This window comes from Pseudomonas sp. BJa3, from assembly GCF_026343815.1.
GTDB classification, from domain to species: domain Bacteria; phylum Pseudomonadota; class Gammaproteobacteria; order Pseudomonadales; family Pseudomonadaceae; genus Aquipseudomonas; species Aquipseudomonas soli.
The window spans coordinates 205,431-222,795 of record NZ_JAOXMC010000007.1; the positions used below are offsets into that span (position 1 = coordinate 205,431).

At 64.3% G+C, this 17,365-nt stretch carries 23 protein-coding genes; 6 read left to right on the forward strand and 17 right to left on the reverse strand.

Annotated features, from left to right (window positions below; translation table 11 throughout):
• Nucleotides 1–26: 26 nt before the first annotated feature.
• Nucleotides 27–1,262: a Zn-dependent hydrolase gene (locus OH705_RS10625; protein WP_267302142.1), complete on the reverse strand. Its 1,236-nt coding sequence runs from the start codon at nt 1,260–1,262 to the stop codon at nt 27–29.
• Between the two features lie 131 nt (nt 1,263–1,393).
• Between OH705_RS10625 and OH705_RS10630 the strand changes: the two genes are divergently transcribed.
• Entirely contained in the window at nt 1,394–1,855 is a 462-nt protein-coding gene (locus OH705_RS10630) for an Lrp/AsnC family transcriptional regulator (protein ID WP_023632458.1), read from the forward strand.
• A 7-nt stretch (nt 1,856–1,862) separates the two neighbouring features.
• Here the strand turns inward: OH705_RS10630 and OH705_RS10635 are convergent, their stop codons facing one another.
• The 4 genes from OH705_RS10635 to OH705_RS10650 form a co-directional block, all read right to left on the reverse strand.
• Entirely contained in the window at nt 1,863–2,516 is a 654-nt protein-coding gene (locus OH705_RS10635) for an HD domain-containing protein (protein WP_267302143.1), read from the reverse strand.
• Nucleotides 2,517–2,690: 174 nt separating this feature from the next.
• Complete coding sequence (locus OH705_RS29270) at nt 2,691–3,041, reverse strand: hypothetical protein (RefSeq protein ID WP_023632460.1); 351 nt, start codon at nt 3,039–3,041, stop codon at nt 2,691–2,693.
• Between the two features lie 76 nt (nt 3,042–3,117).
• Nucleotides 3,118–3,501, reverse strand: a complete 384-nt coding sequence (locus OH705_RS10645) for a tautomerase family protein (protein WP_160290864.1) — start codon at nt 3,499–3,501, stop codon at nt 3,118–3,120.
• Between the two features lie 96 nt (nt 3,502–3,597).
• On the reverse strand, nt 3,598–3,915 hold the full coding sequence (locus OH705_RS10650; protein WP_160290865.1) for a hypothetical protein: 318 nt from the start codon (nt 3,913–3,915) through the stop codon (nt 3,598–3,600).
• 226 nt (nt 3,916–4,141) lie between these two features.
• Between OH705_RS10650 and bla the strand changes: the two genes are divergently transcribed.
• Complete coding sequence (gene bla / locus OH705_RS10655) at nt 4,142–5,017, forward strand: class A beta-lactamase (protein WP_081941224.1); 876 nt, start codon at nt 4,142–4,144, stop codon at nt 5,015–5,017.
• A gap of 61 nt (nt 5,018–5,078) precedes the next feature.
• Here the strand turns inward: bla and OH705_RS10660 are convergent, their stop codons facing one another.
• From OH705_RS10660 to OH705_RS10690, 7 genes are all read right to left on the reverse strand, one after another.
• Complete coding sequence (locus tag OH705_RS10660; RefSeq protein ID WP_267302144.1) at nt 5,079–5,942, reverse strand: diguanylate cyclase domain-containing protein; 864 nt, start codon at nt 5,940–5,942, stop codon at nt 5,079–5,081.
• Between the two features lie 227 nt (nt 5,943–6,169).
• On the reverse strand, nt 6,170–6,985 hold the full coding sequence (locus OH705_RS10665; RefSeq protein WP_038705803.1) for an isocitrate lyase/PEP mutase family protein: 816 nt from the start codon (nt 6,983–6,985) through the stop codon (nt 6,170–6,172).
• A 167-nt stretch (nt 6,986–7,152) separates the two neighbouring features.
• The gene (locus OH705_RS10670; protein ID WP_267302145.1) at nt 7,153–7,533 is read right to left on the reverse strand and encodes a hypothetical protein; all 381 of its coding nucleotides are present in this window, start codon (nt 7,531–7,533) and stop codon (nt 7,153–7,155) included.
• Nucleotides 7,534–7,713: 180 nt separating this feature from the next.
• On the reverse strand, nt 7,714–8,319 hold the full coding sequence (locus tag OH705_RS10675; RefSeq protein ID WP_267302146.1) for a hypothetical protein: 606 nt from the start codon (nt 8,317–8,319) through the stop codon (nt 7,714–7,716).
• 78 nt (nt 8,320–8,397) lie between these two features.
• Nucleotides 8,398–9,156: a zeta toxin family protein gene (locus OH705_RS10680; RefSeq protein ID WP_031315647.1), complete on the reverse strand. Its 759-nt coding sequence runs from the start codon at nt 9,154–9,156 to the stop codon at nt 8,398–8,400.
• Nucleotides 9,128–9,406, reverse strand: a complete 279-nt coding sequence (locus OH705_RS10685; protein ID WP_023631519.1) for a hypothetical protein — start codon at nt 9,404–9,406, stop codon at nt 9,128–9,130. Before OH705_RS10685 ends, OH705_RS10680 begins: the two co-directional genes overlap by 29 nt.
• Nucleotides 9,407–9,628: 222 nt before the next feature.
• Nucleotides 9,629–10,093: a DUF1348 family protein gene (locus OH705_RS10690; RefSeq protein WP_046856235.1), complete on the reverse strand. Its 465-nt coding sequence runs from the start codon at nt 10,091–10,093 to the stop codon at nt 9,629–9,631.
• 179 nt (nt 10,094–10,272) lie between these two features.
• On the opposite strand from OH705_RS10690, the gene OH705_RS10695 reads away from it, so the two are divergent.
• Nucleotides 10,273–10,464, forward strand: a complete 192-nt coding sequence (locus tag OH705_RS10695) for a hypothetical protein (protein WP_023631521.1) — start codon at nt 10,273–10,275, stop codon at nt 10,462–10,464.
• 1 nt (nt 10,465) lies between these two features.
• Here OH705_RS10695 and OH705_RS10700 read toward each other — a convergent pair whose 3' ends face one another.
• From OH705_RS10700 to nhaR, 3 genes are all read right to left on the reverse strand, one after another.
• The gene (locus OH705_RS10700; RefSeq protein WP_038705805.1) at nt 10,466–11,104 is read right to left on the reverse strand and encodes a YceH family protein; all 639 of its coding nucleotides are present in this window, start codon (nt 11,102–11,104) and stop codon (nt 10,466–10,468) included.
• Between the two features lie 124 nt (nt 11,105–11,228).
• Nucleotides 11,229–12,440, reverse strand: coding sequence for a serine/threonine transporter SstT (sstT, locus tag OH705_RS10705; protein ID WP_038705806.1), 1,212 nt, complete (start codon nt 12,438–12,440; stop codon nt 11,229–11,231).
• A 72-nt stretch (nt 12,441–12,512) separates the two neighbouring features.
• On the reverse strand, nt 12,513–13,406 hold the full coding sequence (gene nhaR / locus OH705_RS10710) for a transcriptional activator NhaR (protein ID WP_023632244.1): 894 nt from the start codon (nt 13,404–13,406) through the stop codon (nt 12,513–12,515).
• 131 nt (nt 13,407–13,537) lie between these two features.
• Here nhaR and OH705_RS10715 point away from each other — a divergent pair, with 131 nt between their 5' ends.
• Nucleotides 13,538–13,777 carry a hypothetical protein gene (locus tag OH705_RS10715; protein ID WP_023632245.1) on the forward strand — a complete coding sequence of 80 codons (240 nt, stop codon included), beginning with the start codon at nt 13,538–13,540 and terminating at the stop codon, nt 13,775–13,777.
• Between the two features lie 15 nt (nt 13,778–13,792).
• Nucleotides 13,793–14,545, forward strand: a complete 753-nt coding sequence (locus OH705_RS10720) for a TerC family protein (RefSeq protein WP_038705807.1) — start codon at nt 13,793–13,795, stop codon at nt 14,543–14,545.
• Nucleotides 14,546–14,641: 96 nt separating this feature from the next.
• Here OH705_RS10720 and OH705_RS10725 read toward each other — a convergent pair whose 3' ends face one another.
• Nucleotides 14,642–14,821 carry a hypothetical protein gene (locus OH705_RS10725; protein WP_081941225.1) on the reverse strand — a complete coding sequence of 60 codons (180 nt, stop codon included), beginning with the start codon at nt 14,819–14,821 and terminating at the stop codon, nt 14,642–14,644.
• Between the two features lie 328 nt (nt 14,822–15,149).
• Between OH705_RS10725 and OH705_RS10730 the strand changes: the two genes are divergently transcribed.
• On the forward strand, nt 15,150–15,893 hold the full coding sequence (locus OH705_RS10730; protein ID WP_267302147.1) for a peptidase C39 family protein: 744 nt from the start codon (nt 15,150–15,152) through the stop codon (nt 15,891–15,893).
• 79 nt (nt 15,894–15,972) lie between these two features.
• Here the strand turns inward: OH705_RS10730 and OH705_RS10735 are convergent, their stop codons facing one another.
• Nucleotides 15,973–17,256 (reverse strand): NAD(P)/FAD-dependent oxidoreductase, encoded by a 1,284-nt coding sequence (locus OH705_RS10735; protein ID WP_094010468.1) that lies wholly within the window; start codon nt 17,254–17,256, stop codon nt 15,973–15,975.
• Between the last annotated feature and the right edge of the window lie 109 nt (nt 17,257–17,365).

A 17,365-nucleotide genomic window follows, 5' to 3' on the forward strand; every position in this document is an offset into this window, starting at 1 on the left:
CCAATAGGCAAAGCAACAGGGCGGGATCAGCGTGTGGGGTTCAGTCGTGTGGTGACCACGTCCAGCAACACTCGCGCGCCGTCGAGCAACTGGGCGTCGTCGGTATGCTCGCGGGGGTTGTGGCTGATACCGCCCTGGCTGGGCACGAAGATCATCGCCGCCGGGGCAATGCGCGCGATCATCTGCGCGTCGTGCCCGGCGCCTGAGGTCATGCGCCGATGGCTCAGGCCCAGGCGCCGGGCGCTGGCCTCGATGGTGTTGGCCAGCGTGGCGTCGAATGTCACCGGCTGGAAACGCACCAACTGTTCGGTTTCGAGGGTGACCCCTTCGGCTTCGGCAAGCGCCCGGAGTATCCGCGCCAGCTGCGCCTCGGCCTGTTGCAGGCGCTGTTCATCCGGGTCGCGCAGGTCGACAGTAAAGGTGGCGCGGCGTGGGATCACGTTGATCACGTCGGGCTCGAAACGCATGCAGCCGGTGGTGGCCAGTGTCGTGCCGCTATCCCGGGCCAGGCGCCGCAGCTCGGTGACCGCGGCGCAGGCGACGAAGCCTGCGTCGTGGCGCAAGCGGGTCGGGGTGGTGCCGGCGTGGTTGGCGTTGCCTGTTACCGTCACCTGCTGCCAGGAGATCCCTTGCAGGTCTTCGACCACCCCGATCTGCGTTTGCTCGGCTTCCAGTAGCGGCCCCTGTTCGATATGCAGCTCGAGGTACTCGTGGGGCATGATCGTGCCAGGTTCCATATCGCCGGCGTAGCCGATGCGTTGCAGCTCGTCACCCAGGCGGGTGCCATCGGTGCCGAGAGTATCCAGCGCCGCCTGCAGCGCGAGCCCGCCGGCATGCACCAGCGAGCCCATCATGTCCGGCTGGTAGCGCACGCCTTCCTCGTTGCTGAAGGCCGCCACGGTAATCGAGCGTGCGGGCGTCACGCCGGCCTCGCGGTAGGCCCGCTGTACCGCCAGCCCGGCCAGTACGCCATAGCAGCCGTCCAGGGCGCCGGCATTGGTAACGCTGTCGATATGCGAACCGATCATCAGCGGTGCGGCATCGCCGAGGGCGCGCAGCGTGCCGAAGATATTGCCGATGCGATCGATAGCGACTTCCAGTTCGAGCTCGCGCATCCAGGCAACCAGTTGGTCGCGGCCGGCCTTGTCGGCGTCGGTGAGGGCGATGCGCGTGCGGCCTCCATTCTGCGCATCGGCGCCGATCTCGCCCAGTGCACGGATCTGTTCCAGCAGTTTCGGGCCGTTCAGGTGCAGTTTGATCATGCGTTTCTCCAGGGCCTCGTTCAAGCGGTGTGGGCGAAATGATATTTGCTTGTGCTGAACTGAAAGATTGATTTTCAGGCCAAAAGCGTAATTTCATTACGGGTGCATACGCCTGCCAGGACCCCACCTACATGAGCCTTGACCCCTTCGACCGCGCACTGCTCGACGCCGTGCAGCGTGATGCCAGCACTTCCCAGATCGACCTAGGCGTGCAGGTGAACCTGTCGTCGGCTGCGGTTAACCGCCGGCTGAAAAAACTCACCCAAGACGGCGTGATTCAGCGCACCGTGGCCCAGGTCGATCCGCTGGCGCTGGGTTACACGCTGACGGTGATCACCGAAGTGGAGGTGGAGAACGAGCGGCTCGACCTGCTCGACGCCATGAAGCGCACCTTCATGGCCTGCCCGCAGGTGCAGCAGTGCTACTACGTGGCGGGAGCATGCGACTTCGTGTTGATCATGCTGGTGCGGGACATGGCGCAGTACACCCAGTTGACGCGGGAGCTGTTCTTCCAGAGCAACAATGTGAAGCGCTTCAAGACGCTGGTGTCGATGAGCAATGTGAAGACCGGCTTGCAGGTGCCGGCGACCTGAGACGAGCTCAGGCCACGCCGATCTCATCCATGAAGTCGTCCAGGAACGACGTCAGCCGTTCATGCCGCAGCATGGCCAGGCGAGCCCCCGCGGTTGTCTGGAACCCCGAGGCGAGCTTGAGCAGCTTGGTGTGGAAATGCTCGATGGCGTACCGGTTGTCCTGGTGGTCTCGCCCTTCGGCGGTGGGGTTTTCGAAGTCGTACAGTGACGAGCCCATGCGGCCTGCGACATAAAAACAACGGGCGACGCCCACCGCGCCGAGGGCATCGAGGCGGTCGCTGTCCTGGAGGATCTTCGCCTCCAGGCTCAGCGGCGCGATGCCCGCCGAGAAACTGTGGGTCTGCACAGCATGGGCCGCTTGTTCGACGCGTGCCGATGGCCAGCCCATGTCAGTGAGGATCGCGGCGGCCCGTTCGGCCGACAGTGTCGAGGCCTGGCTGCGCAGAGGCGAGTTCTTCTCCACCGCCACGCAATCGTGCAGCACAGTGGCGGCGAGCAGCAGTTCAAGGTCGCCACCTTCCTTGGCCTGGATGCGCCGGACGTTGCTCCACACCCGCTGCACATGGGCTAGGTCGTGGGAGCCGTCGGTGCTGGCAACGGGCAGGCAGGGCAGCAGTTCGTCCGCCAGGGGCTGCAGGGGAAAGAACGGCGCGTTGGCCATCGCGTGTGCTCCATCAATCAGGGGAGGGGTTGAACATTGTTTCGGCGCGGCAACGGTATACCAATCGTCGCTGCTTCGGGCAGGGCGTGCGGTCAGCGGCAACACAGGCAACCACCGCGATGACGACAGTTGTCGGTATTGAGCGGGCGTGAGCTCGCGGTCAATACCGCAAGTTCAAAGACTGCCTGTTGTTCTGCCGGCTGGCTGGGCGAGAAATGCTGTTATCAGTGAAGTGACCTGCTGCTGGATCACCTCGCGGGCGCGGCCGTTATCGCCGTCCAGGCAAAAGATGCCATCGCCGGGCACTTGCGCTTCGAGCAATGACTGTGCGCCAGGCTTGCACGCATTGTCGGCGATCAGTTGCGCGGTGGTGGTCGCTGCGGTCGGGTACCAGACCACCATCTGCAGTGGGCGGCCAGTGTGCGAATCCTGCAGTGTGGAGGATTGGAAGCCGATGGCGTTCTCATCGGCAAAGGCAAGCGTCGTCAGGCAAGCCCACAATAGTGCGCCGAAAACTGTTTTCAATCTCTTTTCTTCCTTGAATGAGTGCGTGTCATGCCGGGGTGGACGCAGGTCCTCTGCGACAGGTGATCGTTTTACCTCAGAGCGCGTACTGGGCGATACCGTTGCCGAACGACCAGTTCTCCTTGCGCACTTCGACCAGGTTGATGAACACGTCCTGTGGGCGGACCCCGGCCTCGCGTTCGAAACCTTCGGCGATCGCCTGGTACAGCGCTTTCTTCTGCTCCAGGGTGCGGCCTTCGCTGAGGGTGATCTGGATGAACACCTGGCCGTCGGAGCGCTTAATGCCAAGGTACTGCGGGTCGAACACCAGGCGATCACCGTCGTGCTCGGTCAGGACCTGGAAGTTGTCGTGCTCGGGGACATTGATCGTGCGCCGCAGGCAGGCGTAGACGATCTGGCCAAGCGTGCGCAGGTGGGTCGGGTCGGGGTGGCGCTTGATGTCGATGCGTACCAGGGGCATGTGGACTCCTTGGGCTATGCCAGGCGAGACGCAGAAGCTGGTAGGACAGGGTCGGGGCAGGGCAGAGCCCGGCATGTGGCCGGGCTCTAGAAGGCATTACTGAGGCAACAGCTTTTGGGCGCGTTCGCTGGCGTTATTGAAGACCTCGATCAGTCTTTTCGCCAGTGCGTGTTCGATTGCCGCAGCGGTGAGCAGGCCCTCGGTGAAACCGATGCCCTGGTCCTTGGCGACCGCCAGTTGCTGGCTGTTCTCCGCTTCGGCCATGTCGCCGAGGTAGTGGGCTGCGCGAGAGGCGTAGCTGTCGAGGAGTGTCAGCTGTTTAAGCTCCTCCAACGAGCGACCAAACTGCTCGGCTGCGGCGGGCTTCATGCTGAGCTTCTCGTACTCGAGCAGGCTCAGGCGATCGGTAGTCAAGGCGAATCTCCGTTTCTTTGCGGGAATACCCGGTTACTTTCGTGCCTTTTGCCAGTCAGCGCAAGGGTGGCCAGGGCGGTGGCGCGAAAAGAATTGTCCTGGCACGGTCCCGGGAGAAGCACGTGTCATGCGCCCCGCTGGCCGCCCTGGGCACATCCTCTGCTTGGCGCGCATGCTAAAACGTTCTAGCCTTCGCGTTTTGCTCATTGCCGTAAGGAATACCCGCATGACTCCCACCCTCAGCCGCCGTCGCGTGCTCCAGGGCGCGCTCGGCTGCTCGGCCCTGCTGGCCCTGCCAACCTGGGCGGATGACCCGCTGCGCAAAGCATTGCAGCAACTGGAGGCCACAACCGGCAGCACGATCGGCCTGTGGGCCCTGGACACCGGCAGCGGCCAGCAACTCGCCTGGCGCGCCGAGGAGCGCTTCGCGTTCTGCAGCACCTTCAAGGCCATCCTCGCCGGCGCCATCCTGCACCGCAGCCAGGCCGAGCCGGGATTGCTGGAGCGGCGTATCGCCTACGGCGCCGAACAGCTGGTGGTGTATTCCCCGGTCACCGAAAAGCACGTGGGCGCCGGCATGACCGTCGCCGGGCTCTGCGCCGCCGCGGTGCAGTACAGCGACAACACTGCCGGCAACCTCTTGCTTGAGCTGGTTGGTGGCCCGTCGGGTCTTACGGCGTTTACCCGCAGCCTGGGTGACCCGACGTTCCGCCTCGACCGCAACGAACCGACCCTCAACACCGCCTTGCCGGGCGATCCGCGTGACACCACCACACCCCTGGCCATGGGGGTGACCCTGCAGCGTCTGTTGCTGGGCGACGGCCTGGCTGCTGCCGAGCGCCAACAGCTGCAGGATTGGCTCAAGGGCAACACCACGGGCGATGCCCGCATCCGCGCCGGTGTGCCGAAGGATTGGGTGGTGGGTGACAAGACCGGGTCGGGTGACTACGGCGTGGCCAACGATGTCGCGGTCATCTGGCCCAAAGGCCGGGCGCCGTGGATCGTGGTGGTGTTCAGCCGTGGAACCAAGGCGGATGCGCCATGGAACAGCGAGACGATCGCGGCAGCCACGCGGGTGGTCGTGGAGGCCTGGAAGGGCTGAGCAATCGCTTGGACCATTACCCGAACGCGTGGGAGTGGGCTTGCCCCGCGATGAGGTCGGCTCACCCTACGCGTACGCGCCGCCGTTTCTTGAGATACATCTGGCCATCGGCGTGGCTGAGCAAGGTGTCGGCATCCTCGCCATCGCTGGGGTAGCAGGCCACGCCGATGCTGCAGGAAGGCATCAGGACCTCGCCGAACTCGGCGCCGAGCGGTTGCTCCATGACCTTGGCGATCTGCTCGACCATCTCGTACACGGCATCCTCCGAGGGCACGTCAGTCAGCAGCACGATGAACTCGTCGCCGCCGATCCGCGCCACCGTGTCCGCCGCCTGCACGCTGTCCTGCAGCCGGCGGGCGATGGTGCACAGCACGCGGTCGCCAGCGGCGTGGCCATGCACATCGTTGATGCCCTTGAAATCATTGACGTCGAGAAACAGCAAGGCCAGCCGCCGGCGCTGCTGGCGAGCCATGCGCAGGGCCGCGGCGAGGCGGTCGTTGAACAGCGAGCGGTTGGTCAATTTGGTCAGCGGGTCGTGATGGGCGAGGAAGCGTAGTTCCTGCTCGGCCTGGGTGAGGGCGGTGACGTTGCGGGCCACACCGATCCGCGCGCCTACTTCATCGGACCAGGAGGCCGCCCAGAGAATGTGCACGATCTCGCCATCCTTGCGCACATAGCGGTTGCGAAAGTCACAGTGGGCGTTGCCGTTCATCACCCGCACGATCGAGGCGCGGGTGGCCTCCAGGTCATCCGGGTGCATGTAGCGGGTGATCGGGGTGCCGGTGAGCTCGTCGGCGCGGTAGCCGAGCAAGGCCTCGCAGGCATCGCTCACGAACACGATGGTGTCGTCCCGGTCGACCACGAACACGGTGTCCAGCATCAGGTGGATCAGCCTGGGGTAGAGCGCTTGCAGGTCGACGGGCATAGGGCGGGGGTGTCCGATACGGGTAGCCCGGTCATGGTCCGATCACGCAGGGCGGCCGCGCGATGTCCTGCAAGCCGCCGTGGGCCGCTTGCCGCGCCCGAGCAGCATACACAGGGTCGGGGGCGGGGCACTACCGGTATGACGTTCATGTGTTGCGACCCGGCGCGTGGAGCCGCGAAGGTTTGCACGTGCAGCCTCAGCTTCTGCACGTGCAGCCTTTGCTTCGTTCAGGTGTTATCAGCCTTGGTGGCCATCAGTGCGTTGAGTTCTGCATAGCTGTGGGCCTTCAACCCGCTGGTGTCGAGCTGTCCGTTTTCCAGGAAGCGCTGGGTCAGGCCGCTCATGGCACCGTAGAGAAACTCGGCGATGCTCGAACCGGCGCTCAGGCGGCGAACGCCAAGCCGTTGCAATTCGGCAGAGCTGGGCAAGCCTGCGCGCCAGAGTAGGTTGACCGGCAACGTCACCTCCCGGCACAGCGTGGCGATCTCGCCGGGCTCGACCACGCCGGCGGCGAACAGCCCGTTTGCGCCACCGGCGGCATACTGCGTGGCGCGACGCAGGAGCTCTTCGAGGCGTTGCTCGGCGGGCAGCAGGTGCTTCAGGTAGACATCGCTGCGCACGTTGATGAACAGGTCGACCCCGCGCTGGCTGGCGGCGTTTCTGGCGGCGTCGAGCTTGCGCAGGAGCTGTTCCGGGGGTTGGGTGCCGTCCTCGATGTTGATGCCCACCGCGCCGGCGGCGATGACGGTCTCGACGACCTTGGCGACCTGTTCGGGAGCGTCCGAGTAGCCGCCTTCTATATCAACGGTCAGCGGCACGTTGAGTACCCTTGCCATCGACTCGACGGTGCCGGCCAGCAGCGCCAAGGGCAGCTTGTCACCATCCTGGTAACCATGGGACCAGGCCACGGCGGCGCTGCTGGTGGCAACTGCCTTGCTGCCCTGGCGCTCGACCAGGCGTGCACCGCCGGCGTCCGCCACATTGGCCAGCAGCAACAGCCCTTGCCGGTGAAGGTCATGAAAAACGCGATCCATTGCTGCCATGAGTGCATGACTCCGTCGAATATCCTGAAGAGGGTTTGCTGCGCGCCCTAGATTGCCATTCAACAGGTCGGGCCTGCACGATTTTTCAAGATATTCCAGCGAAGCGTTGCGGTGGACTCCAGCCCCCAGTGGAGCTTCAGCGCGGAGCTGAATACACGGGGTGCTGATCAGCGGCGATAGTAACGACGCTCGTCGTCATAGCGATGGTGCAGGGCGCGATCATGGTGGCGGTCCCAGTAGCGTTGCCGCTCCATTGCCCGGCGGTGCTGCTCCCGGCGCCATTGTTCGCGGCGCCACTGCTCTCGGCGCCAGTCGTCGCGGTGGTCATGCCAGCGCTCGTCGTGGCGGTAGCGGTCGTCATGGGCCAGCAGCGCTGCCGATGGCGCGCTTGCCAGGCTGGGCCAGGGGTGTTCGGCTGCGGGATGGCTCGCCGCGTCGAGGACCAGGGCGGAAGGTACAACAGTCTTCATCGGTGCGGCGGATGCCAAGCCTGCGGCCGCGAGTGCGAACAGGCCAACGAGCAGCATGCATGGGGCAGGGATTTTCATCAGTGAAGACAACCTCTGTGGGCAATTGAGCGTGTGGCCAGCGGATGCCAGGACAGCCGCGTGGCGCACTCACCCAATAGACCGGCAAAACGGAAAAAGTTCTGCCGGGCCCATGGCGGAATCATCAACGACTTCAGTGCGTTGCGCCTGGCGCGAGCCGGGCCACCTGATCGCCCTTGATCACTTCACCTGGCCGTTGTACACCACGGTCGCGGCGCCGTCCTTCTTGATGGTCAGCTTGTTGCCCTCGGCCATGCTTTCGACCATTTCCGAACAGCCGTCCACCTCCGCCTTGCCGTCCACATGCTCGCTGGCGGTGTCGAAGCTGAAGACATAGGTGGACGCCGGGCAGGCATTGCCGCCTTCGCCCGTGGACACAACGAGTACATAGCGGTTGGGGCCGAACGTATAGGCCTTTTCGATGGCAACGTAGCCGGTGCTTTCGGCATCGGCGACGACGGCCTCCATGACGTTCGTCACGCCCGCCCGGGACTGGTAGTTCAGCGCGGTGCCCAGTTCCATGCCTTGCACGGTGAACGGCCCGGCGCCTTCGTCGCCGACTGGCAGCGGCTCGTAGGCGATGCTCGGCGCCAGTGGCGCGCTGGCCGGTTTGGCCAGCAGCGCGGGTTGCGGCTGGGGGTTGATGCACTGTCCACTTTCACAGATGCGCTCACCTTTGCAGTCGGTGTCCTTGGCGCATTGGCCAGACACTGCAGCGGTCTGTTCGGCCTTGTCGCAGCCGGCGATGGCCAGGGTGAGGAGGGCGAGGGTAAGCAGTCGCTTCATCAGCGAAGTCCTTTTCATGGATGAGGGCTGCGCAGTATCGCCAAACTGTGGGCAGATGTCGCGGGGCTCTATCTCAACCTAGGTCTCTGCTGGCTGCTCCACTTCATCCACGTAGGCTTCGAAAAACCAGTCGGGTATATCTTCGTTGCGGTACTCCAGTTGCACGCCATCGGTGATTTCCGCCAGCCACACCGCGCTCTGCCCGGAGTTGTCGAACACATAGGCACGATGGCTGGCGGCGATGGCCTCCGGGAGCAGGTCGAGGGAGCGCTCGTAGCGGCTGCGCACCAGATCGTCCCTGACGGGATGGCCGCCCGCGCGCACGCGAATGGCGACCCGCTCGATATTGATCCGCGGGTTTTCGGTCGAGACGAAATAGAGGTAGGTGCGATAGCCCTGGGTTTGTGCCAGGCGCATGAATTCGATCTTGCTCGGGTGAGACATGACGCTTTCGAAGGTGAAACTCTGCTTCGCCTCCAGCAGGCGCTGGCGAATGAAGTCGGCGATCACCGAGGCGAAGTACGAGTCCACTGGCACTGCACGGTAGTCGATCCGGTTGTCGAGCACTTGCAGTTGCCGGGCGTGCATGGCCAGTTGCCGGGAGGCAATCAGATGATGATCGAGATGGAACGTCAGCAGTTCGGCCTGAGTGGCCTGAATACCAAACGGGGCGAGGTCGATGAAGCCGCTGTCCTTTGCCTCTTGCTCGAGTTCGTCGGCATTGACGAAAAGGCGTGTCAACGCCGCAGGCAGGCTTGCCTTGATGGTGCTCTTGCCCGAGCCGTTGGGGCCCGCAAAAACACGCAGCCTAGGCACGCCCGCCGGCCGTCTGGTCATCGACCCTGCGTACACTGATTATTTCGCCGACCCGGACCTTGCGCCGGGGGCTGGCTTGGCCCAGCACGGTCCGGGCACCATCGGCACCGACGCGCACCAGTTCACCGTCATCGACACACAGCACGCCGCGCTGGCTGGCCTGCAGGGCACGCAGGTAGGCCGAATGCGTAGCCTCGCTGGCGTGCAGGGGAATCTGTTGTTCAAGGGTATCGAGGTCCCGTTCGGAGACCTTCTTCGCTTTTGCTGCCATCGCTGGACACCTCCGCGCAATGTGAAACCGCTTGCGCACATGGGAGGCATCATAGCGTCGACGCTGTAAAAAGGCATCAAGGAGGGTCATCGGGCTGTCCTGAAGTGGATTCGCCGCAAAGTCTGGCACAGCGCTGCGCTCACTGTTTCCCCAGGCCGCGTAGTCCGTTTCCCAAACCTGAAACGGGGCCGTCGAGCGGCCCCGCTGATCCGGTGTCGGTCTTCAGAAGCCGAAGTCGCTCAGGCCCGGGTGATCGTCCGGACGGCGCCCCAGGGGCCAGCGGAACTTGCGCTCGGCTTCGCTGATGGGTTGTTCGTTGATGCTGGCGTGGCGATTGCGCATCAGGCCGTCCTCGGCGAACTCCCAGTTCTCGTTGCCGTAGGCGCGGTACCACTGGCCGCTGTCGTCGCGGTACTCATAGGCGTAGCGCACGGCGATGCGGTTGTCGGTGAAGGCCCAGAGCTCCTTGATCAGGCGGTATTCGAGCTCGCGGTTCCACTTGCGGGTGAGGAAGGCCTGGGCCTCTTCGCGGCTGCTGCAGAACTCGGCGCGATTGCGCCAGTGGGTGTCGGTCGTGTAAGCCAGGGCCACTTTGGCGGCGTCGCGGCTGTTCCAGCCGTCTTCGGCAAGGCGGACTTTCTCGATGGCGGTTTCACGGGTGAAGGGGGGCAGTGGTGGGCGGGACATCGTGGTCAATCCTCAAGGTCGGTGGGCTTGGTTTGCAGGATCGAGATTAGTCCGTTCGGCAGGTGGGGAGAATCGGTGCTCTCGGCACTTCATAATTGCTCTTTGCGGAACAATCCCCGCCTGGTTAGTCGGGCCCGTCTGTCTTCTATAGTTACCCCAGACATTCGCTGGAGCCCGCCATGACCCTGATCAGCCGCGAACCCTGGTGGCTCGTCCCGCCCAAGCCCGGGCAGACCGAGCAAGACCTGCACTGGGGCTACCTGGAAATCTACGCCGACGGCCGCACCGTGTTCGTCGACCAGCGCCCCAGTGAGCGGGAGCTGGCCGAACGCAAGAGTTGCCGTAACTTCCCCGACGCCGAAAAGCCCTGAGTCAACCTTCGAGCTGGGCCAGGCGCGCCTCCAGCGCAGCGACCCGTGCTTCCAGCGCCTCGATGCGCTCGTCCGCCGCGCTGGCGCGCGTGCCGCCTTCCTGCTGGCGGGCAGCGAGGATCGCCTCGATCTCGGCCGGGTCGCCCAGGGCGTGGGTGTAGCGGTCTTCGCGCTGGCCGGCCTGGCGCGGCAGGTGCAAGGCCAGGCCCCGCGAGACCAGGCGCTCGAGCTGGTGCTGGACCTGATCGACATCCTCGAACTCATGCAGGCGGTTGCTGCGCGTCAGCAGTTCGCTGAGGGTCTGCGGGCCACGCAGGAACATCAGGCCCATCAGCACCAGCTGCGCCGGTACCAGCTCCAGGCCTTTATCCACCCGCTGTTCCCAACGGTCGGCGCGGCTGCCCATCTGCAGGCGAGCCATCCCCTGGTTCTCCAGGGCGCGCAGGGCCTGGCCGACCTGGCCGGGGGAGAGGTTCATCACCGGTTCGCGGCTGGTCTTCTGGTTGCAGGCCAGGACCAGGGCATTGAGGGTCAGGGGGTAGGTTTCCGGGCTGGTGGCCTGTTTCTCGATCAGTGAGCCGAGCACGCGGATCTCGATGCTGTTGAAACGGCCTTCGCGGGTGCTTTCGTGTTCTGACATGGCCCTGTCTCATTGCGAGGAAAAGGCCACTAGCCTAGGTAAAGCGCCGGGCTTAAGCAATCACTGCTGGCGTCGCCGGCCAAGCCAGCTCCCCTGTGGCGTTGGAGCTGGCACGGCCGGGGTTTCAGCTGCTGGGCCGCTCCATGGCCTGGCAGGCCGCGGCGGTGAACAGCACGTCGGTCGAGGAGTTCAGAGCAGTCTCGGCCGAGTCCTGCAGTACGCCGATGATGAAACCGACCGCCACCACCTGCATGGCGATCTCGCTGGGCACGCCGAACAGGCTGCAGGCCAGCGGGATCAGCAGCAGCGAGCCACCGGCCACGCCCGAGGCGCCGCAAGCGCAGACCGCCGCCACCACGCTGAGCAGCACCGCGGTCGGCAGGTCGACCGGGATGCCCAGGGTGTGCACGGCGGCCAGGGTCAGCACGGTAATAGTGATTGCCGCGCCGGCCATGTTGATGGTCGCGCCCAGCGGGATCGACACCGAATAGGTGTCTTCGTGCAGGCCAAGCTTCTCCGACAGCGCCAGGTTGACCGGGATGTTGGCCGCCGAGCTGCGGGTGAAGAACGCGGTAATGCCGCTTTCGCGCAGGCACAGCAAGGTCAGTGGATAGGGATTGCGGCGGATCTTCCAGTAAACGATCAACGGGTTCATCACCAGGGCCACGAACAGCATGCAGCCCATCAGCACGGCCAGCAGGTGCAGGTAGCCGAGCAGTGCGTCCAGCCCCGACTGCGCCAGGGTGGCGCTGACCAGGCCGAAGATGCCCAGCGGGGCGAAGCGGATCACCATGCGCACGATCAGGGTCACGCCGTTGGACAGGTCCTCGACCACGGTGCGGGTGGTGTCACCGGCATGGCGCAGGGCCACGCCCAGGCCGATGGCCCAGGTCAGCACGCCGATGAAGTTGGCTTTGAGCAATGCGTTGACCGGGTTGTCCACGGCGCTGAGCAACAGGTTCTGCATCACCTCGGTGATGCCGCCGGGGGCGCTCAGCGTGGCCTCGCCGGTGCTCAGCACCAGGTTCGAGGGGAACAGCATGCTGGCCACCACGGCCACCACCGCGGCGGCGAAGGTGCCCAGCAGGTACAGCCAGAGGATCGGGCGGATGTGGGTTTCCTGGCCATGGCGGTGGTTGGCGATCGAGGCCATCACCAAAATGAACACCAGGATCGGCGCCACGGCCTTCAAGGCGCTGACGAAGACCTTGCCGAGGAACCCCAGGTCGCGGGCCACGTCGGGGGCGAGCAGGGCCAGGGCGATGCCGGCCACCAGGCCGATGCAGATCTGCGTCACCAGGCCGGTGCGGTTGATGAGGCGGAGGATGGGGGTCATGTGCAGCGCAATCCAGTTACGTGAAAGCGCGCGACTTTACCACAGACCACGCTGGCGCCTGTAGGCACGGTCCTACCAGTGAAACAGCTCGCGCCGCGCGCCCTCGGTGATCGCCAGGATCCCCGGGTGCTTGACCTTGCGCTCCACCGAAATGGCGTAGAACGACTCGTTCACCGCCTCGGTCTGGCCGATCAGGCGCACGCCGTACTGGCGGCAGACCTCTTCGGCGATGACGCTGGGGGCGACGAAAATGCCGCTGCCCGATTGACCGAAGGCTTGCATGAGTGCGCTGTCGTCGAACTCGCCGACGATTCGCGGTTGTACCTGCTGCTCGGCCAGCCAGCGTAGCAGCCGGCTGCGCAGCACGGTTTCCTGGCCCGGGATCAACAGTGGCGCATCGTCCAGGCAGGCGGGGAAGGGCCGAACCAGGCGCTCGGCCAATGCCGGTGTAGCGAAGAAGCTCAGGCCGCACTCGCCGAGCTTCTGGCTGTAGCCCTTGATGTCCAGGTGGCTGGGCATGGGGCTGTCGGAGATCACCAGGTCCAGGCGCTGGATTGCCAAGTCCGCCAGCAGGCGCTCGAGCTTGTCCTCGCGGCAGTTGATACGCAGTACCTCGTCCAATTCCATGGTTGGCGCCAGCAGGCGGTAGACGATGGACTTGGGCACCACATCGGCCACGCCCACGCGAAACAGGATCTGCTCCTGCGGTCCGGCCCGCAGCATGGCCTCCAGTTCGCCGCCGATCTGGAACATCTGCTCGGCGTAGGCCAGGGCCTGTCGCCCGGTCTCGGTCAGTTCCAGCTGGCGCCCGACGCGCTGGAACAGCTCCAGGTTCCAGGTCTGCTCGAACAGGCTGATCTGGCCGCTGATGGTCTGCGGGGTGAGGTTGAGCTGTTCGCTGGCGCGGGCGATGCTGCCGGTCTTGGCCACCGCCCAGAAATAGTGAAGCTGGCGATAGTTGAGCATACGTTTCTCGATTCGGGAAAACCGAAGTATATACGCTGAAAATACGAATTTTCCGGATGTTTCAGCCCCACTAGAATGCCACCCCATCAGGCGCATGAAGCGCCGCCCGGAATTCGACAAGCGAGGACCTCATGCTACAACTCAAATCCATTGGCACACCGCTGGTGCTGGCCCTGGCCCTGTTCGCCATGTCTGGCTGCGACCAGGCCGAAAAATCCGCCCAGCAGATGCTTGACCAGGCCGCCGAATCGGCCAAGCAGGCCATCGACAAGACCAATGACGCCGCCCAGCAGGCCTTGAGCGACGCCATCGGTGGCGATGGCGGGAAAGCCAAGACCGAAGACGACAAGAAAGACACCCAGGACATCTGAGAGCAGGACTGACCAATGGAATATTTGCTGGAACTCGCCGCAAGCCCCACCGCCTGGGTAGCGCTTGCCACCCTGGTGGCCATGGAGGTCGTGCTCGGCATCGACAACCTGATCTTCATCTCCATCCTTACCAACAAGCTGCCCGAGGCCTATCGTTCCAAGGCGCGGCGCATCGGTATCAGCATGGCTCTGGTCATGCGCCTGGCGCTGCTCAGTACGGTGGCCTGGATTGTCCAGCTGACCGAGCCGGTGATCGAAGTCTTCGGCCACACGTTCTCGTGGAAGGACATGATCCTCATTGCCGGTGGCCTGTTCCTGCTGTGGAAGGCGACCAAGGAGATCCATGAAAGTGTCGACCCTCATGGCGCCAAGGAAGAGTCCAAGGCCGGCAACGTCGTGACTATCGGCTTCACCGCGGCGATCTTCCAGATCCTGCTGCTGGACATCGTCTTCTCGATCGACAGCATCATTACCGCCGTGGGCATGACCGAGCACCTGCCGATCATGATCATCGCCGTGATCAGTGCCGTGATCGTGATGCTGGTGGCCGCCGACCCGCTGGCCAAGTTCATCAACGACAACCCGACCGTGGTGATGCTGGCCCTGGGCTTCCTGATCATGATCGGCATGACCCTGATCGCCGAAGGCTTCGGCGCCCATGTGCCGAAAGGCTACGTATACGCTGCCATGGCGTTCTCGACCGCGATCGAGATCCTCAACATCATGGCCCGCCGGGCGCGCTTGAAACGTGAGGCGACCGAGGGCTGACCTGGCGTGAACCATCGCGGGGCCAGCCCGCCGCCACAAGACATGTAGCTTGTGGCGGCGGGCTGGCCCCGCGATGCGTTTCAGGAAAGCTTCAGCTCAATGCGCCCCGGCATGCCGACGCGCACGGCGCACAGGTTGTGGTTTGACCAGGGCTTGAGGGGGTAGGTGATGTGGGTGCGCATGGCGGCGCACGATGCGCAGTACGCCCCAGAGCATGGCGGCTGCGACGCTCAGCCACATGCCAACCAGCATTAGAATTGCCATTGTCAGGCTCATGTGTGCCTCCTTCTCTCTGGCGAGCCAGGCCCGCCATCCAGACACTGCTTTAGTCTAGCCTGTTACCTGTGACGTTCCATTGACCGAAGGTCTAGGCTTTGTACGAAAAGTGCCTGCGCGACGATCATGCTGCGTAGAAAACAGTCTGGTGCGCCAGCCCGGTCGGAATGCTCATTGACAACCAGTCAAGTCGGGCGCGACCCCGGTCGTTCCTCGCCTGTTTTGGCCTTGCCTGATCGCCGCTCGGCTACTTTTCATACAAACCCACGTGCTCGGGCCGTTTCGTTCCAAGCCCGCGTCGGGCTATACCCAAAGCCGCCCGCGCCCTATGATCGGCACTCATGGCCGGGCACCGCCTGCCTGGCGCTGGATCATGCGAGTGTCCATGTTGCAAAAACTCATCACGTCCCGGGCCCTGGGCCCACGTCGCCTGTTGGCCGCCTGCCTGGTGGCGGCCACGTTGTCGGGTTGTGCCAGCGCGCCACCGGCCGCGCTCAAGGGCCTGCCGCAGCGGGTCGAGATCAGCAGGGTTCCCTTCTACGGCGGCAACGCCAACCACAGTGGCTCGATGGCCCTGGCCGCCGTGTTGTCGCAGCAGGGCGCGCCGATCACGCCGGGCCTGCTCGACAAGTCGCTGGGCCTGCCTGCCGGCGCCGAGTCCCTGGAAACCGGCATTCCTCGGGTTGCCCGTGAATACGGCCGGGTCGTCTACCCGCTGGACAAACATCTGGATGCCTTGCTTGCCCAGGTGGCGGCGGGCTACCCGGTGTTGCTGCGTTATCAGGAAGGTTCGGCGTGGTGGAGCGAGCCGCGCTATGCGGTGCTGATCGGCTATGACCGCTACAAACAGCGGGTATTGCTGCGCTCGGGCATGCATCGGCGCCAGTTGATGGCCTTCGATGATTTCGAGTCGGCGTGGGCCAAGGAGGGTAACTGGGCGGTGTTGCTGCAATCACCACAGCAATTGCCGGCCCAGGTGGATCGCCAGCGCTGGTTGCAGGCGGCGGATGAACTGGCCCGTTCGGGGCAGGAGATCGCGGCGAGGCAGGCTGTCACCAGCCTCGGACGCTGAGGCTGAAATGATCGCGGGGCAAGCCCGCTCCCACAAGATTGGCCTTGTGGGAGCGGGCTTGCCCCGCGATGGCTTTACATCAGAAGCCCAGGCGATCGCGCAGGCTGTAGTACCAGGCGCCGATGGCGCTGAACGGCACACGGAGCATCTGGCCACCCGGGAACGGGTAGTGCGGCAGGCCGGCGAACGCGTCGAAGCGCTCGGCCTGGCCGCGCAGGGCTTCGGCCAGCACTTTGCCCGCCAGGTGGGTGTAGGTCACGCCGTGGCCCGAGCAACCCTGCGAGTAGTAGATGTTGTCACCGATGCGGCCGACCTGGGGCAGGCGCGACAGGGTCAGCAGGAAGTTGCCGGTCCAGGCGTAGTCAATCTTGACATTCTTGAGCTGCGGGAAAGCCTTGAGCATCTTCGGACGGATGATTGCCTCGATGTTTGCCGGGTCGCGCGCACCGTATACCACGCCGCCGCCGAAGATAAGGCGCTTGTCGCTGGTCAGGCGGTAGTAGTCGAGCAGGTAGTTGCAGTCCTCGACGCAGTAGTCTTGCGGCAGCAAGGTGCGGGCCAGTTCCTCGCCCAGCGGCTCGGTGGTGATCACCTGGGTGCCGCAGGGCATCGACTTGGCAGCCAGCTCCGGTACCAGGTTGCCCAGGTAGGCATTGCCGGCGACGATGATGAACTTGGCTCGCACTTTGCCCTGCGGGGTGTGTACGACAGGGTTGGCGCCACGTTCGATGCGCACGGCCGGGGTTTGCTCATAGATGATGCCACCCAGCGACTCGACCGCGGCGGCTTCGCCCAGGGCCAGGTTCAGCGGGTGGATATGGCCGCCACTCATGTCGAGCATGCCGCCAATATAGTTGTCGCAGGCCACCACTTCGCGGATACGCTTCTGGTCCATCAGCTCCAGCTGAGTATGGCCAAAGCGTTCCCACAGGCGTTTTTGCGATTCCAGGTGGCCCATCTGCTTGCTGGTCAGCGCGGCGAACACGCCGCCGTCCTTCAGGTCGCACTGGATGTCATACTTGGCCACGCGCTCACGGATGATACGCCCGCCCTCGAAGGCCATCTGGCCGAGCAGTTGCGCCTGCTTGGGGCCGACGGTGCGCTCGATGACATCGATGTCGCGGCTATAGCTGTTGACGATCTGGCCACCGTTGCGGCCCGAGGCGCCGAAACCGACCTTGGCGGCCTCGACGATGCTCACCTTGAAGCCGTTCTCCAGCAGGAACAGGGCGCTGGACAGGCCGGTGTAGCCGGCACCGATGATGCACACATCGGTTTCCACCTCACCCTGCAGCGCCGGACGTGGCGGCACCGGGTTGGCCGAGGCGGCGTAGTAGGACTGGGGGTAGGGGGTGTTAGCCATGCTCGAGGAACCTCGTGTTTTATATTTTTAACGAATGTACCGATGCTATCAATAATAATAAACACCCGCTAGTCGTCCGGTGAAAATCCTTTACGCCCCCCCTGAAGCT